General features: G+C 65.7%; 15 protein-coding genes. 11 read left to right on the forward strand and 4 right to left on the reverse strand.

From position 1 onward, the window contains the following. The first annotated feature begins 19 nt into the window (after positions 1–19). The 5 genes from QHC78_RS11980 (at position 20) to QHC78_RS12000 (ending at position 4,609) form a co-directional block, all read left to right on the forward strand. Positions 20–1,195, forward strand: a complete 1,176-nt coding sequence (locus QHC78_RS11980; RefSeq protein ID WP_319744723.1) for an ABC transporter substrate-binding protein — start codon at positions 20–22, stop codon at positions 1,193–1,195. A gap of 67 nt (positions 1,196–1,262) precedes the next feature. After that, entirely contained in the window at positions 1,263–2,123 is an 861-nt protein-coding gene (locus tag QHC78_RS11985) for a branched-chain amino acid ABC transporter permease (protein WP_319744725.1), read from the forward strand. Positions 2,124–2,149: 26 nt separating this feature from the next. Beyond that, positions 2,150–3,148, forward strand: coding sequence for a branched-chain amino acid ABC transporter permease (locus QHC78_RS11990; protein WP_319744913.1), 999 nt, complete (start codon positions 2,150–2,152; stop codon positions 3,146–3,148). Continuing rightward, a complete protein-coding gene (locus QHC78_RS11995) occupies positions 3,145–3,909 on the forward strand; it encodes an ABC transporter ATP-binding protein (protein WP_319744727.1) in 765 nt (254 codons plus the stop codon). Before QHC78_RS11990 ends, QHC78_RS11995 begins: the two co-directional genes overlap by 4 nt. Further along, positions 3,902–4,609, forward strand: coding sequence for an ABC transporter ATP-binding protein (locus QHC78_RS12000; protein WP_319744730.1), 708 nt, complete (start codon positions 3,902–3,904; stop codon positions 4,607–4,609). The genes QHC78_RS11995 and QHC78_RS12000 overlap by 8 nt, the downstream gene beginning before the upstream one ends. Here QHC78_RS12000 and QHC78_RS12005 read toward each other — a convergent pair. Genes QHC78_RS12005 through QHC78_RS12015 form a run of 3 tightly spaced genes read right to left on the reverse strand, consistent with a single transcriptional unit; the run spans position 4,606 to position 7,675 of the window. Continuing rightward, positions 4,606–5,709: a CobW family GTP-binding protein gene (locus QHC78_RS12005; protein ID WP_319744732.1), complete on the reverse strand. Its 1,104-nt coding sequence runs from the start codon at positions 5,707–5,709 to the stop codon at positions 4,606–4,608. The genes QHC78_RS12000 and QHC78_RS12005 overlap by 4 nt on opposite strands. Further along, positions 5,706–6,668, reverse strand: coding sequence for a DUF6282 family protein (locus tag QHC78_RS12010; RefSeq protein WP_319744734.1), 963 nt, complete (start codon positions 6,666–6,668; stop codon positions 5,706–5,708). Before QHC78_RS12010 ends, QHC78_RS12005 begins: the two co-directional genes overlap by 4 nt. 23 nt (positions 6,669–6,691) lie before the next feature. Then, entirely contained in the window at positions 6,692–7,675 is a 984-nt protein-coding gene (locus QHC78_RS12015; protein ID WP_319744736.1) for a tripartite tricarboxylate transporter substrate binding protein, read from the reverse strand. Positions 7,676–7,913: 238 nt separating this feature from the next. Here QHC78_RS12015 and QHC78_RS12020 point away from each other — a divergent pair, with 238 nt between their 5' ends. The 6 genes from QHC78_RS12020 to QHC78_RS12045 are packed head-to-tail and all read left to right on the forward strand — an operon-like array spanning position 7,914 to position 14,697. Next, positions 7,914–8,888, forward strand: a complete 975-nt coding sequence (locus QHC78_RS12020; protein WP_319744737.1) for a tripartite tricarboxylate transporter substrate binding protein — start codon at positions 7,914–7,916, stop codon at positions 8,886–8,888. Between the two features lie 3 nt (positions 8,889–8,891). Continuing rightward, positions 8,892–10,130 carry a CaiB/BaiF CoA transferase family protein gene (locus QHC78_RS12025; RefSeq protein WP_319744739.1) on the forward strand — a complete coding sequence of 413 codons (1,239 nt, stop codon included), beginning with the start codon at positions 8,892–8,894 and terminating at the stop codon, positions 10,128–10,130. Next, positions 10,127–10,927: an enoyl-CoA hydratase/isomerase family protein gene (locus QHC78_RS12030; RefSeq protein ID WP_319744741.1), complete on the forward strand. Its 801-nt coding sequence runs from the start codon at positions 10,127–10,129 to the stop codon at positions 10,925–10,927. Before QHC78_RS12025 ends, QHC78_RS12030 begins: the two co-directional genes overlap by 4 nt. Positions 10,928–10,936: 9 nt before the next feature. Next, complete coding sequence (locus QHC78_RS12035; protein WP_319744743.1) at positions 10,937–12,031, forward strand: hydroxymethylglutaryl-CoA lyase-like TIM-barrel protein; 1,095 nt, start codon at positions 10,937–10,939, stop codon at positions 12,029–12,031. Between the two features lie 46 nt (positions 12,032–12,077). Continuing rightward, positions 12,078–12,881 (forward strand): IclR family transcriptional regulator, encoded by an 804-nt coding sequence (locus tag QHC78_RS12040; RefSeq protein ID WP_319744745.1) that lies wholly within the window; start codon positions 12,078–12,080, stop codon positions 12,879–12,881. A gap of 19 nt (positions 12,882–12,900) precedes the next feature. Next, a complete protein-coding gene (locus tag QHC78_RS12045; protein WP_319744747.1) occupies positions 12,901–14,697 on the forward strand; it encodes an ABC transporter ATP-binding protein in 1,797 nt (598 codons plus the stop codon). On the opposite strand, the gene QHC78_RS12050 is transcribed toward QHC78_RS12045, so the two are convergent. Further along, complete coding sequence (locus QHC78_RS12050) at positions 14,673–15,533, reverse strand: AraC family transcriptional regulator (RefSeq protein WP_319744749.1); 861 nt, start codon at positions 15,531–15,533, stop codon at positions 14,673–14,675. The genes QHC78_RS12045 and QHC78_RS12050 overlap by 25 nt on opposite strands. Between the last annotated feature and the right edge of the window lie 32 nt (positions 15,534–15,565).

Raw genomic sequence — 15,565 nt, forward strand, 5'->3', positions numbered from 1 at the left:
GAGTTAGCTAGGAGACACCATGAACAACAAACGCAGTCTGCTCAAAATCGCAGCCGCGCTGATGCTTGCCGGCACCAGTGCGCTGCCTGCCTATGCACAGGACGTCGTCAAGGTCGGCCTCATCCTGCCCATGACGGGTCCGTTCGCATCCACCGGCCGCCAGATCGAAGCGGCCGCGCGCCTCTACATGGCCGAGCACGGCTCCACCGTCGCGGGCAAGAAGATCGAGCTGATCGTCAAGGACGACACCAACGTCGCCGACACCACCAAGCGCCTGGCGCAAGAACTCGTGGTCAATGACCGCGTGGCCGTGCTGGCCGGCTTCGGCTTGACACCGCTGGCCTTGTCCACCGCGCCCATCGCCACCCAGGCAAAAGTCCCGATGGTGGTCATGGCGGCGGCTACTGCCATGATTACCGAGCAGTCGCCGTACATCGTGCGCGCCGGTTTCACGCTGCCGCAAGCCACGCTGGGCATAGGCAAGTGGGCCCCCGCGAACGGCATCAAGCGCGTCGTGACGCTGGTATCCGACTACGGCCCCGGCATCGATGCGCAGAACTCGTTCAAGAAGGTCTTTACGGACAGCGGCGGCGAAGTCGTGCAGGAACTCCGCGTGCCGGTGCGCAACCCGGATTTCGCGCCCTTCCTGCAGCGCGTGCGCGATGCCAAGCCCGACGCGGTTTTCGTGTTCGTGCCCTCGGGCGTGGGCTCGGTATTCATGAAACAGTTCGCCGAGCGCGGTCTGGACAAGTCGGGCATCAAGCTGATCGGCACGGGCGACGTGACCGACGACGATCTGCTCAACGACATGGGCAACGTGGCGCTGGGCGTGGTGACCTCCATGCACTACAGCGCGGCGCTCGACAATCCCGCCAACAAGGCCTACGTGGCCGGCTTCCAGAAAGCCAACAACGGCATGCGGCCCAACTTCCACAGCGTGGGCGGCTACGACGGCATGCACCTGATCTACAAGGCGCTGGAAGCGACCAAAGGCGACACCAACGGCGACAAGCTGCTGGCCGCCATGAAGGGCCAGAAATGGGAAAGCCCGCGCGGCCCGGTCATGCTGGATCCGCAAACGCGCGAGATGGTGCAGAACATCTACATCAGCAAGGTCGAGCGCGTGAACGGCGGTCTTTACAACGTGCCTTTCGACAAGATCGAGGCCGTCAAGGACCCGGCCAAAATCAAGTAACCCGCAAGGGAAGCCCGTCCCTGGCGGCTATGCACCGCCAGGGACGGGCTTGTTCCGGTAGAGCTTCATGTTGACCATATTGTTCGATGGCATTGCCTACGGCATGCTGCTGTTCGTGCTGGCCTGCGGGCTGGCCGTGACCTTGGGCCTGATGAACTTCATCAACCTGGCCCATGGCGCCTTTGCCATGGCGGGCGGCTACGTCACCGTGCTGGCCATGTCCCGCTTGAATGTGCCGTTTCTTCTGTGCCTGCCCCTGGCCTTCCTGGTATCGGCCCTGCTGGGCGCGATCCTGGAGCGGACCCTGTACCGCCGGGTGTATGGACAGTCGCATCTGAACCAGGTGCTGTTCTCGATCGGGCTGACCTTCATGGCTACGGCGGCGGTCGATTACTTCATGGGTTCGCAGCAGCAGTTCCTGCAATTGCCGGAGTGGCTCAGCGGCCGTTCGGAAATCGGCGGCGTAGGCATAGGCCACTACCGGCTGTTCGTCATCGCCATCTGCGTAGTGCTGGTCATTGCGCTACAGCTCATCCTGAGCAAGACCCGTTTCGGCAGCCGCCTGCGCGCGGCAGTGGACGACCCGCGGGCGGCAAGCGGGCTAGGCATCAACATCAACCTGGTGTTCCTGTCGACCTTTGCCTTCGGTTCGGGCCTGGCGGGCCTGGGCGGTGCGCTGGGCGCCGACCTGCTCGGGCTCGATCCGACGTTTCCGCTCAAGTTCATGATCTATTTCCTCGTCGTGGTGGCCGTAGGCGGCACGACGTCCATTACCGGGCCGCTGCTGGCCTCGCTCCTGCTGGGCATTGCCGACGTCGCGGGCAAGTACTACATACCCACGCTGGGGGCATTCATTATTTATTGCGTCATGATCGTCACCTTGATGTTGCGCCCGCAAGGGCTGTTCGCCCGGGCAGGGGGTAAGTGAAAATGGCCATCGCAACCCAAGCCACCATGCAGGCCGCGGCAGGGCAGTCCCCCACCGGGCTGCGTACGCTGGGCGCGCGCTGGTCGCGCATCAAGCCGTTCGAGATCGTGTTCTGGGTGGTCGCCATCGGCGCGGCGTTCGTGTTGCCGCGCGGCTTCCTGCTGCTCAATGAATTGGCCATCCTGGCCTTGTTCGCGGTGTCGCTGGATCTCATCCTGGGCTATGCCGGGATCGTTTCGTTGGGGCACGCCGCCTTCTTCGGCCTGGGCGCCTATTGCGCGGCACTGCTGGCCAAGCACTTCGGCCTGGACCCGGTACTGGGACTGCTGGCCTCGGCGGCGGTCAGCGCGCTGCTGGGCCTGGTGACCAGCGTGCTGGTCATGCGCGGTTCGGACCTGACCCGCCTGATGGTCACGCTGGGCGTTGCTCTCATCCTCTACGAGCTCGCCAACAAGTTCGATTGGCTCACCGGTGGCGCGGACGGGCTCACCGGCGTCACCATGGTCCCGCTGTTCGGCACGTTCGAGTTCGACCTGTTCGGCCGCACGGCGTACCTGTATTCGATCGTCGTGCTGACGATACTCTTCTTCATCGCCCGCGCCATCGTGCACTCGCCCTTCGGCATGTCGCTGCAAGTGGTGCGCCAGAATCCGCTGCGCGCGGCTGCCATGGGCGTGGCCGTCAACCGCCGCCGGGCCGCGGTCTACACGCTGGGCGCGGCCTATGCCGGCGTGGCGGGCGGGCTGCTGGCACAGACCACGGGTTTCGCTTCGCTGGACGTGCTGGATTTCCACCGGTCGGCCGACGTGATGCTGATGCTGGTCATCGGCGGCGCCGGCTACCTGTACGGCGGCATCATCGGCGCCGTGGTGTTCAAGTTCATGCAGGACTGGCTGTCCGGCATCACGCCGCAGTACTGGCAATTCTGGATCGGCCTGCTGCTGGTCGTCATCGTGGTGGTCGGCCACGAAAAACTGGTGCGTCCCTGGACGTGGTTCCGCCGCAGCCAAGGAGGCGGACAATGACCACCGTACTGCAGACCTTCAATGTGACCAAGCGCTTCGGCGGCCTGGTCGCCACCAACGACGTTTCTCTCAAGGTCGAGCGCGGCGCGCGCCAGGCCTTGATCGGTCCCAACGGCGCCGGCAAGACCACGTTGATCAACCTGTTGACCGGCGTGCTCGCGCCTACCTCCGGCCGCATCGAGCTGGAAGGCCGCGACATCACCGGCCTGCCCGTGCACGCGCGTGCGCGCCGGGGCTTGGTGCGCACCTTCCAGATCAACCAGCTGTTCGCCGAGATGACCCCCGCCGAATCGCTCGCCGTGGCCATCTCCGAGCGTGAGGGGCAAGGCTGGCGTTTCCTGCGTCCTCTCGGCCGGCGCGGCGAAATCATGGACGAATGCGCGGCCCTGCTCGAGCAATGCAACCTGCTGGACGTCATGGACCGCAAGACCGCCGTGCTGCCCTATGGCAAGCAGCGCCTGCTGGAGATCGCGTTGGCCTTGGCGGCCAAGCCGCGCGTACTTTTGCTGGACGAGCCGGTGGCGGGCGTGCCGGACGGCGAGCGCCGCGAAATCCTCAATACCGTAGGCGCGCTGCCCGACGACGTCACCATCCTGCTGATCGAACACGACATGGACCTGGTATTTAGCTTTGCCAACCGGATTTCGGTGTTGGTGAACGGCGGCCTTTTCGTCGAAGGCACCAACGCCGAAATCGCCCGCGACCCGCGCGTGAAGGCCGTGTATCTGGGCGAAGAAATCGTCGGGGGCGCCCATGCCTGATTTGCTGAAAGTCGAAGGCATCGTCGCCGGCTATGGCGAGGCGCGGGTCCTCCACGGCATCGACCTCACGCTGGGCGAGGGCAGGGCGCTCGCCTTGCTGGGCCGCAACGGCACGGGCAAGACCACGCTGATCAACACCATCGTCGGCCACACCCGCCGCTTCGCCGGCCGCATCTGGCTCGCGGGCAAGGAGCTGACCGCGCTGCGTCCGGACCAGCGGGCGCTATCCGGCATAGGCTGGGTGCCGCAGGAGCGGAACATCTTCAAATCGCTGACGGTGGAAGAGAACCTTACTGCCGTCGCCGTGCCGGGCCCCTGGAACCTGCAGCGCGTCTACGACATGTTCCCGCGCCTGCAGGAACGCAGGGCGAACCTCGGCAACCAGCTGTCGGGTGGCGAACAGCAGATGCTCGCCATCGGCCGCGCGCTGATGTTGAATCCGCGCGTATTGCTGCTGGACGAACCGTTGGAGGGCCTGGCGCCCATCATCGTGCAGGAGCTGATGAACGTGCTGCATCGGATCATCCGCGATGAAGGGATGTCCGTGATCCTGGTGGAGCAGAACGCACGCAAGGCGCTGGGCATCACGCACGATGCCATCGTGCTGGAACGGGGCAGCGTGGTGCATGCGAGCACGGCGCAGGCTTTGCTGGCGGAGGAAGCGCAACTGGACGGGTTGCTTGGCGTAGCGAAGCACTAGCGCACCAGGCACCGCGACAAGCTGTCCTTGATCGCATCGGCCGGCAGGTCGCGGCCGATGAACACCAGCCGGCTGCGCCGTGGCCCGTCGCCCCAGGGCTGGCCCAGGTCGGCGGCTATCGTCAGCTGGACCGCCTGCAGGACGATCTGCCGCGGATGGCCCGCCACCCATAGCACACCCTTGCATCGGTACAAATCGGTACCCAGCCCCTCGGCCAGCGCCGACAGCAATTGCTCCAACCGTCCGGCGTCGAAGGGCCGGTCGGCCGCGAACACGAACGAACCGACGTCCGGCGTATGGTGCGCAGCTGTAGTGTGCGGCCCGCCGTGGGCGCAATCGCCGTCGTGGACGTGATGGGCGTGGTGCGCATGGCCGTGGCAGGCTGCGCCGCTTGCCGGTGCCGTATCGGCGTCGGCCGCGTGGTCGCGCAGTACCGAGGCCGGATCGAAGCCGCCGACGTCGAGCAAGGCCGCCAGGTCCGTCTTCGCGTGCTGCATCCAGGCGATGGGAACGCGCGGGTTGATGCCGGCAAGGGCCTGCGCCAGCTCGTCCCGTTCGCATTCGTCGACCAAGTCCACCTTGGAGACTAGCAGCCGGTCCGCATAGCCCACTTGCGCCCGCGCCTCGGGGTGCGCGGCGAGCGTGCGGACACCGTGGCAGCCGTCGACGACCGTCAGTATGGCGTCCAGTTCATAGGCGGCCGCTACGCCGGGTTCCAGGAATATCGTCTGCGCGACCGGCCCGGGATCGGCCATGCCGGTGGTTTCGATGACGACCCGGTCAAAGCGCAGCTTGCCGTCCTGGCGTCGCCGGGCGAGGTCTTCGAGGGCGCGCGTGAGGTCGCCCCGCACCGAGCAGCAGAGGCAACCGTTGCTCATCTCCACGATTTCCTCGCTGGCTTCGCGCACCAGCAGGTCGGTGTCTATGCTTTCGGGGCCGAACTCGTTCTCTATCACGGCAATCCGCTGGCCATGGCGCTCGGTCAGGATGCGGTTCAGCAGGGTCGTCTTGCCCGAGCCCAGGAAGCCGGTCAGTACGGTGACGGGGATGCGCGCGGCGCGGGACGCGGGCCCTTCGGGCGGCCGGGCGATGGCGCTCATGCCTCCGCTCCGCGCGCCGGGGGCCCGAGCGGTGTGCGGTCCTTGAGCGCCGCCAGTTCGGTGGGGTTGTCCCGCATCATGCGGTAGATGTCGGCCAGGGCGACGTCGTAACCTTGCAGGCGTTGCCCGAACATGCGGAATTGCTCGTGTGGGAACAAGCCGGAGATCATGCCGCCGCCATCGGTCGACATCACGCAGCGCGCCGCGCCGACGCGCTTGACCGTCTCGGCCATGAGCTCGTAGTCGTAGCGCAGTTCCTTGCGGTGCCGCGACGGAATGAGCAGGGTCGAGCACAGTTCGATGTAGGCGCCGCGCCGGGTAATGTCCTCGGCATAGGCAATGTCGACCCGGGGGAAGTAATAGATGTGGTTCACCATGACCCGGGCGCCGATCTGCGCGCAGCGGTCGACGATGAGGCTGATTTCATCGGGGCTGAGATGGGCTGTGCAGAACAGCGCGTCGTACTGCTTGATCAGGTCCAGCACGTCCAGGATTTCCCGGGTCAGCTTGCCGCCGGCGTCGAGTACGGTCACGCCGCCCCGTTCGCTGCCGGGCAGCACCATGCCCGGTACGCCCCATTTACCGAATTCCCCGGTAATCGTGCCGTGGTAGCAGGCGTGGCCGGTGGGGCCCCATACGATGCGGCCGCCCAGCATGAGCGCGGCCTCTACCGCGGCCGGATTGACGCCGCCCACGCATTGGTTGAGCGTCACGCCGCCGATGACTTGCAGGCCGGGAACCGCCCGTTGCGCGTGATAGGCACGCGAGACGGTGTTCTCGTGATGGCTCTTGAGCGCAATGGCGCGCATGCCGGCGTCGCGGGCGCGGGTGGCCATGTCCAGGTCGTCGCCCAGCCGGGGAAACAGGCAGGGCGCCGAATGCACGTGCAGGTCGACGCAATCGGTGAGGTCGAAGGGGCCTTGCACATAGCGGTCGTGCAGGGTGGATACGTCGGGCATGTCTTCCTCCTGTAGAGCGGTGTTCAGTTCTGCGGCGAAATGGCGAGCCGCCTGACCAGCGCCCCTTTCTCTTCGTAGTCGCGCATCACGCTTTGCGTGAAGGCCTTGCGGTCCTTGTAGACGATCTCGTCGCGCAGCGTCTTGACGGCCGACTGCATGACATCGGTTTCCACCGCCTTCTTGCACGCCGCTTCCAGCTTGGCCAGTACGGGCGCGGGCGTGCCCTTGGGCGCCATCAACCCGACCAGCGCGGGTTGCAGCGAGGGCAGGCCGAGCTCCTTGAGGGTAGGGACGCCGGGCATCTCGGGGTGGCGCCGTTCGCTGATGATGGCGAGCATGCGCACCGGCCGCGACGTGGCCAGAGTATTGCCGACGGTCACGATGCCGAAGTCCAGCCGCGACGTCTGCAGGTCCAGGAACATGGGCGTTTCTCCCCGGTACGGAACGCCGGTGACCGAAAAGTTGCGGCCCTGTATGGCGGTCTCGAGCGACAGGTGCGTGATGCTGCCCACGCCGAGGTGGCCGTAGCTCAGCTTGCCGGGCGAGGCCTGGATCGCGGCGAACAAGTCTTGCAGCGTCTTGTAGGGGGAGTTCTGCGGGACCGCGATCGCGAAGCGGTTCTCGAACACCTGGCATACGTACTCCAGCGAATCGATCCCGTAGGCCGGCTTGCTCACCAAGTGCAGCGCATTGGTAATGGGCGTGATGGGTCCGAAATTGAGCACGTAGCCATCGGGCGGCGCGGAGACGGTGGCGGCGGTACCTATCATGCCCGAGGCGCCGTCGCGGTTCTCCACCACCACGGGCTGCGCCAGCTCCTGGCTCATGGCCCTGGCAAAGCCGCGGGCCATGGTATCGATGCTGCCTCCCGCCGCCCACGACACGATGATCTGTACCGGCTTGGAGGGATAGGAAGAAGGCTGCGCGGCAGCCGCCGCGGGCAGTATCGATAGGGCAAGCAGGGCGGCGGCGCGCCGATGTTCGAGCGGTCCATAGGGGCGGTGCATGGTGTCTCCTTGTAGTGCGATGAACGGCAACCTGTCTCCGGGCCATCGGCAATGGACGGACTGTAGACCGCGCGCTTGCGGCGTGGACGGCTTTGCTGCGGTGCAAATGGTGAAATCACATATGTGATTTCGAAGCACTGGCGGCCGTTGGCGATTGTTCCGGCCGTGCGGCCGTTCTTATCATTTGCCGACGAACAACGAACGGCGCATTCGCCGCAATGATTAGAAGGAGGCAACCATGCTCAAACGGGCGCTCGGCGTTTTGCTGACCGGTATCTCGCTTCAACTCTCCGCCCCCGCCATGGCCGCCGACGCGGCTGCGGACTTTCCGTCGCGGCCGCTGCGCCTGCTGGTCGGGTCGCCGCCCGGCGCTTCGACCGATACCTACGCCCGCATCATCGCCGAACCCCTCGGCAAGGCGCTGGGCCAGAACGTGGTGGTCGAGAACCGTACCGGCGCCAGCGGCATCGTGGCCACCAGCGCCATGCTCAATGCGCCGGCCGACGGCTATACCCTGCAGTTCGTCTACACCTCGTACTCGCTGGCGCCCAGCCTCTACAAGGATCTGCCCTATGATGCGGGGAAAGATGTAGCAGGCGTCTCGATGGTCGTGACGTCGCCGTTGACGCTGGTGGTTAGTGCCGCTTCGCCCATCAAGCGCATCGAGGACTTGGTCGAGTTGTCCCGCAAGCGTTCCTTAAATTATGGATCGGCCGGCGTCGGCAGCGGCGGGCACTTGACTGCCGAGATGCTCCGGCTGTCGACGGGCATGCAGGCCGTGCACGTTCCGTATCGTGGCGCCGCGCCGGCGGCTTCGGCCGTGGCGGCCGGCGATGTGGACTTCGCCTTCGTGGCGCAGGTCACCGCCAAGGAATTGATGAACGCCGGCAAGCTGCGGCCGCTTGCGGTGACCAGCACCCGGCGCACGCCCATGCTGCCCGATGTGCCGACCATGCAGGAGCTGGGCGTCAAAGACTACGAGTTTCTCAACTGGTTCGGCGTGGTGGCCTCGTCCAGGACCCCGCCGGCCATCGTGGAGAAAATCAGCCGCGGTATTGCGCAAGTCCTCAAGCAGCCCGACGTGCGCACCCGGCTCGGCTCCGACGGTTCGGACGTCGTCGGAAGTAGCCCGGCGGAGTTCGACCGCTTCCTGCGGGAGGACATACGGAAGTCCGGCGAACTGGTTCGCCAAATCGGCATCAAGCAGGAATAAGGCATGATGGAAACAATCAAAACTGCCGCCCAGGGCCCGCTCGCAGGCGTTCGCGTCGTCGACTTGTCGACCGTGGTGGTCGGGCCGGCCTGCACGCTGGCCTTGGCCGATCATGGGGCCGAGGTCATCAAGGTCGAAGCTCCCGATGGCGACCTGATGCGCCAGCTGGGCGGGGGCGCCCGCCATCGCGGCATGACGGGCAAGTTCATGAACTTCAACCGCAACAAGCGCTCCGTCTGTGTCGATCTCAAGACCGAAGGCGGCCGTGCCGTCCTACGGCGGCTGCTGGGAACCGCGGATGTGTTCGTCACCAATATGCGGGCGAGCGCGCTGGATAAGCTCGGCCTGGACTGGGAGTCGCTGCGCGCGGTCAATCCGCGATTGATTCACTGCCTGGTGCTGGCCTTCGGCCGCAAGGGCCGCTATGCCGGGCGGCCCGCCTATGACACCGTGATCCAAAGCGCTTCGGGCGTGGCCGGAGCGTTCCAGGCGTCCAGCGGCGAGCCGCGTTTCGTGCCGTTCGTGATGACCGACCACATCACCGGCCTGGTGGCCGCGCAAGCCATCGGCTTCGCGTTGTACCGGCGGTCCCGGACCGGAGAAGGCGAGTCCATCGAAGTGCCCATGTTCGAGACCATGGCGGCCTTTGTCATGCGGGAACACATGGGTAACATGACCTTCGACCCGCCCATCGGGCCACCGGGCGACGCCCGCATCCTGAACGCGGACAACCGGCCGGTTCCTACCAAGGACGGCTACATTGCCATTTCGCCCAATACCGATCCCCAGGCGTTCGCGTTCTTCGACGCCATCGGCCGGCCCGAACTGAAGACCGATCCGCGGTTTTGCAGCGTCGCGGCGCGCACGGCCAACAGCCTGGACTACTACGCGCTCCGCGCCAGCGCCCTGAAAGGGCGGACATCGGCGGAATGGCTGGAAATATTCGAGCGGATCGATGTTCCGGCCATGCGCTACAACACGCTGGAGAGCCTGCTCGACGATCCGCATCTCCAGGATGCGGGCTTCATCGAACGGGCGCAGCACCCCACCGAGGGCGATATCCGCCAGATCGGCCTGCCCAACGCGTTTTCGGGCGGCAACCGGACCGATTTCAGGCCCGCTCCGCGGCTGGGGGAGGACACGGTGGCCGTATTGAGAGAATGCGGTTTCGGCGCGGAGGAGGTCGAGGCGGCCATCCGCGACCGTATCGTCTATGACGTCAAGCAGGAGGGACTATCATGAATCAAGGCCATGCCGCCACGGAAGCGGAACTGGTCGTATCCACCGAAGGCCACGTGAGGCTGTTGAGGCTGAACCGGCCGGAGCGCCGCAACGCCTTGTCGCGCGGGCTGATGGTGGCCATCATCGAGGCCATGCTCGATGCCGAAGAGGATGACGACGTACGCGTGATCGTCCTGACCGGTACGGGCGATTCGGCCTTCTGCGCCGGCGGCGACCTGAAGGAAATGCGCGGCAACGACGAGGCGGGCGCCCGCTTTCGTTCGCCGATGAACCGGGTCGAACGCAATGTGTTCGAGGTAGTGCTCGAAGCCAAGAAACCGACCATCGCGGCGCTCAACGGCAGCGCCGTCGCCGGCGGCTTCGAGCTGGCCTTGGCCTGCGATCTGCGCATATCGCATCCGGGCGCCCAGTTCGGCTTGCCCGAGACCAAGATCGGCATGGGCGCGAACTTCGGCTCGGTGCTGCTGCCCCGGCGCGTGGCCCCAGGCATCGCGCTCGAAATGCTGTTCACTGGCGATTACATCGACGCGGCCGAAGCGCACCGGCTGGGCTTGCTCAACCGCGTAGTCGCGCCCGAACAGGTGTTGCCCGCGTCGCTGGAACTTGCGCGCAAGATCGCCGGGAACGCGCCGATTTCGGTGCGCCGCGTCAAGGCCGTGGCCATGCGCGGGCTCGATATGCCGGTAGCGGCCGCTTTGCGGCAGGACCCGGGCGCCAACCCCTACCTGAGCGAGGATCGCAAGGAAGGCATACGGGCCCGGCTGGAGAAACGCAAGCCGGTATGGCAGAACCGCTAGGGGGCTTTCATGCGAACACAGAATCCCAAGGTACTCATTACCGATGAAACCTTGCGCGACGGGCTGCAGATCGAGCGCGAGGGGGTTACCGTCGACGAGAAGCTCGAGCTGCTGAACATGCTCGTTGAAGCGGGGATCCGGCGCCTGATGGTGGGCGCCTTCGTCAATCCCAAGTGGAGCCCGCAGATGGGCGATACGCTGCGCTTGGTGGAGCGCTTGCAACCGGTCCCGGGCGTGGAGTTCTTCGCGCTTGCGCTGAACGAGCGCGGCCGCGAGGATCGCCGCCGGCACGCCCCGCCGCTGAGCCTGGAGCCCTTGCCGGCCACGCATCTGCATCTTTGCGAGGTGTTCCTGCAGCGCAATACCAACCAGACCTTCGAGGGACAGGAAAGGACCTGGCGCACACCGGTCGACAAGGCGCGCGAGGCGGGGGTGCGCCAGGCGGCGATCGGCTTGAGCGCCGGCTGGGGGTCGAACTGGAGCGGCAAGTTTTCGCAGTCGGCACGTCTGGACGCGCTGCAGCGGCAGTACGACGCCTGGAGCGAGGCCGGTATCGAAGTCAAGCGCGTGGACCTGGCCGACCCGATGGCGTGGAATACGCCGCCGGAAGTCGCCAGCGACCTGGAAGCCATCAAGCAGCGCTTTCCCGGCATCGACATCTTCCATCTCCATCTGCACAATGCGCGGGGCATGGCCATGCTGTCGATGTACGAAGCGCTCAAGCTGCTGGAGGCCTCCGATACGCTGATTGCCGATACGGCGCTCGGTGGCATCGGCGGCTGCCCCTATTGCGGCAATGGCCAGGCCACGGGCATGATCCCGACCGAGGATTTCGTCCAGCTGCTGCAGGTCCTGGGCATCGATTCCGGCGTGGACCTGGATCGCCTGGTCGAGGCTTCGGTGCGCTTGTCGGAAATCCTCGGGCGGCCCTTGCATTCGCAGGTCGCCAACAATGGCCCGCTGCCTTCCGCAGACCGCCTGTACGACCGCGACGTGCCTGTGGTCTACACTTTTGCCGAGGCCCAGCACTTCCGGCTGGGGCCTTCTGTGTACGAGGGCAATGCGCGGCCGTGGATCAAGTCGCCGGCACCGGCGGGCAAGTAGCCTTCTTGCACCGCCCGGGGCGCGGCGGCGCAAGAAGCGTGGAGACATGGAAGGGACGATCAAGTCAGCCCGGCGGGTGCTGGAGATTTTCGAGTTCTTCGCGCAGACCCACGCGCCGGCGACGGTAAAGGAGCTGTCGCAGTGCCTGGGCTACCCGCAGTCCAGCACCTCGCTGCTGCTCAAGAGTCTGCTGACCCAGGGGTACCTGCGCTACGACGCTGCCAGCCGCACTTATTATCCGACCCTGCGCGTGATGCTGCTCGGGTCGTGGGTGCACGACGAGATTTTCGGCAACGGCAGCGTGATTTCCCTGCTGGAAGGTTTGCGGCGCGAGTTCGGACATTCGGTCCTGCTCGGCATGCGTCAGGGCGTCTATGTGCGCTACATCGTGACGCTATGCGCCGAGACCACCGGCCTGCCGCCGTACGCCACCGGCATCCTCCGGCCGGTGTGCCGCGCCGCGGTCGGCAAGGCGCTGCTGGCCGGACTCCGGAATGCCGAGATTTCGCTGATCGCGCGGCGCGCCAATGCCCAGGAAACGGATCCGGCGTGCAAGGTGGCCGTTCCCGAACTGCTGGCCGATATCGAGCTGTGCCGGGCGCGCGGCTGGGCCGAAAGCCAGGGCCGGGTCGTGGCGGGGCGCAACGTCATTGCCACGGCGCTGCCGCCGGTGCCCGGCCAAATGGACCTGGCGATCGGCCTGGGCGGCCCGCAGGACGAAATGGCGCACCAGCGTGAAGAGATCGTCGAACGGCTGCGCCAGATCGGGCTGACCTTGCAGGGGCGTGCCAGTCTCCAGGCGGAAATGGCGGCCTGGCCGCCGGTTACCATGGGGGCGCGGCCCGGATAGCCGTTTACCAAGGACCTCCATGCGCACCCTGTGGACCTACCTCACCCCTCACCGCTCGCTGGCCCTGCTCGCGCTTTTCCTGGCCGGTACGGCGCAGATCCTGGCCCTGGTCGATCCCATCATCTTCGGCCGGATCATCGACGAGTACGCCATCAATCGCGCCGGTAAGACCGAAGACGAACTGGTCTCCGGCGTCCTTGCACTGCTGGGCCTGGCCGTCCTGATCGCCATCCTGTCGCGGCTGGCCCGGGCCTTCCAGGAATACGTCACGCGCCTGGTGGTGCAGAAACTCGGCACGCAGCTTTTCAACGACGGCCTGCGGCAGGTCTTGCGCCTGCGCTTTCAGGAGTTCGAGGACCTGCGCAGCGGCGAGGTGTTGTCCTTGCTGCAGAAGCTCCGCGCCGATAGCGAACGTTTCATCAATACCTTCATCAATACGGTGTTCGCGGCAGTGGTAGGCGTAGGCTTCCTGACCTGGTATTCGGTCACGAAGAACTGGCTGCTGGTGCCGGTGTTCCTGGTGGGCGTACTGCTGCTAGGAGGGCTGACCGGCTTGCTGAGCCGGGAGATCAGGACGCAGCAGCGTTCGATCGTGCGCGAGACCAATCGCAATTCGGGCTTCATTACCGAATCGCTGCGCAACGTGGAGCTGATCAAGAGCCTGGGCCTGACCTATCCGGAGATCCGGCGCCTGCAGGCGCAGACCGCAGCGATCTTTGCGCTTGAAATGGAGAAGGTCAAGCGGATACGCGTGCTGTCGTTCCTGCAAGGCATGACGCTGAGCCTGTTGCGCCTGTCGATCTTGTTTGCGCTGCTATGGCTGATTTTCCGGAACGTGCTGAGCCCGGGCGAACTGATCGCGATGCAGTTCATTTCGGTGGCGATCTTCGCGCCGCTGCAGGAACTGGGCAACATCATCCTCGCGCACCGCGAGGTGGAAGCCTCGCTGCTGAACTTCCGCCATCTCATGGACAAGCCGGTGGAGCGGCGGCCGCCGGGCGCGGTGGACATCGGCCAGGTGCGCGACGTGCGCTTCGATGGCGTGAGCTTTCGCCACAAAGGGGCCGAGGACTACGCGCTGGAAGACGTATCGTTCGAGGCCGAGCTGGGCGACACCATCGCTTTCGTGGGGCCGTCGGGCTCGGGCAAGTCCACGCTGGTGAAGCTGCTGGTGGGCCTGTATCCCCCGGCCAGCGGGACCGTGCGCTACAACGGGCAGCCCACGACATCGCTGCGGTTCAACCGCGTGCGCCGGCAGATCGGCTTCGTGACCCAGGAGGCCCACATGTTCGCCGGCACGATCCGCGAGAATCTGCGCCTGGTCAAGCCCGATGCGACCGACGAAGAAATGGTGGCGGCCATGGAGCAGGCCTCGTGCGCGTACCTGCTGACGAAGTCGCCCGACGGGCTCGATACCGCCATCGGCGAAATGGGCATGAAACTGTCGGGCGGCGAGAAACAGCGCCTGTCGATTGCCCGTGCGCTGATCCGCCAGCCGCGGCTGCTGATTTTCGACGAGGCCACGTCGGCGCTGGACTCGCTGACGGAAGAGCACATCAACGAGACCGTACGCCAGATCTGCGCGCGCCGCACCCAAATCACCATCCTGATCGCCCACCGTCTATCGACCGTGATGCAGGCCGACACCATTTTCGTGCTCGAGAAGGGCCGTATCGTCGAGCGGGGCACCCACGCGCAGTTGCTCGAGGGCAAGGGCCTTTATTACGCGATGTGGCGGCAGCAGATCGGCGAGCGGCCCCGGGCGAAGGAAGAGGAAGCCGAGGCGTCAGCTCAGAGCGCGACGATCGAGGCGTGAGCGCAGGCGCGCTGCGCGACGGGCAGCGCCGCGCGGCGATAGTCGCGAGGGGTGAAGCCCTGCTGGTCGACGAAGAACTTGGAAAAGTGGCTTTGCGCGCCGAAGCCGCAACGCTGCGACAGTTCCGCTATGGGGCCCGGGTCGTCGGCCAGGAATTGCACCGCTGCCTGTAGCCGCAGCATGTTGATGTAGTGCTTGGGCGACAGGCCGGTACAAGCCGTGAACAGCTCGAAGAAGCGGGAGCGGGACAGCCCCACCCGCGAAGCGATCGTGCTGGTGGGCAGGGGTTCTTCGAGATGTTCCTGCATCAGGGCGATGGCCCGCCGGATGCGATGGTCGTTGATGCGGGCGGGGCGTTCGCGATTCGGATGCGTGGGGCCGTACTGGTGGCACAGATGTTCGGCGAGTTCTCCGAACAAGGCCTCGAGTTCCGGCGTATTGATCTCGGCCGCCTCGAGCATGTGCCGGGCCAGGCGCTGGGCCAGCTCGACGGCGTAGGCCTGCAGTTGCACGCTGTTCTGCCGGAAGAAGCGAACGTACGAGGGCAGGCCGGGGAATTGATCCTCGATCCACAGCGGCGAGAAATACAGCATCAGGATGGTGCTCTTGCCCTGGCCGACCGACCGGTTGGCGTGCAGTTCATGGCTGTTGACCAGCACGGCGCGGCAGGGGGACAGAATCGCCGAGGCATCCCCTACCTGGTATTCATGGCATGCGCCGTCCAGCTCGATCATGACATGGTGGACCGGATGGGCATGCGCGCCGGCAGGGCGCACCTTCTCGAGCAGGCAAGCCCGCCCGATGTGGCCTTGGGTAACGGCTAGGACTCTGGACACGTGGCAATTCCTTCGCCCCGCAGGCGATGAGA

Source organism: Pigmentiphaga sp., assembly GCF_033795525.1.
In the GTDB taxonomy this organism is placed as follows: domain Bacteria; phylum Pseudomonadota; class Gammaproteobacteria; order Burkholderiales; family Burkholderiaceae_B; genus Pigmentiphaga.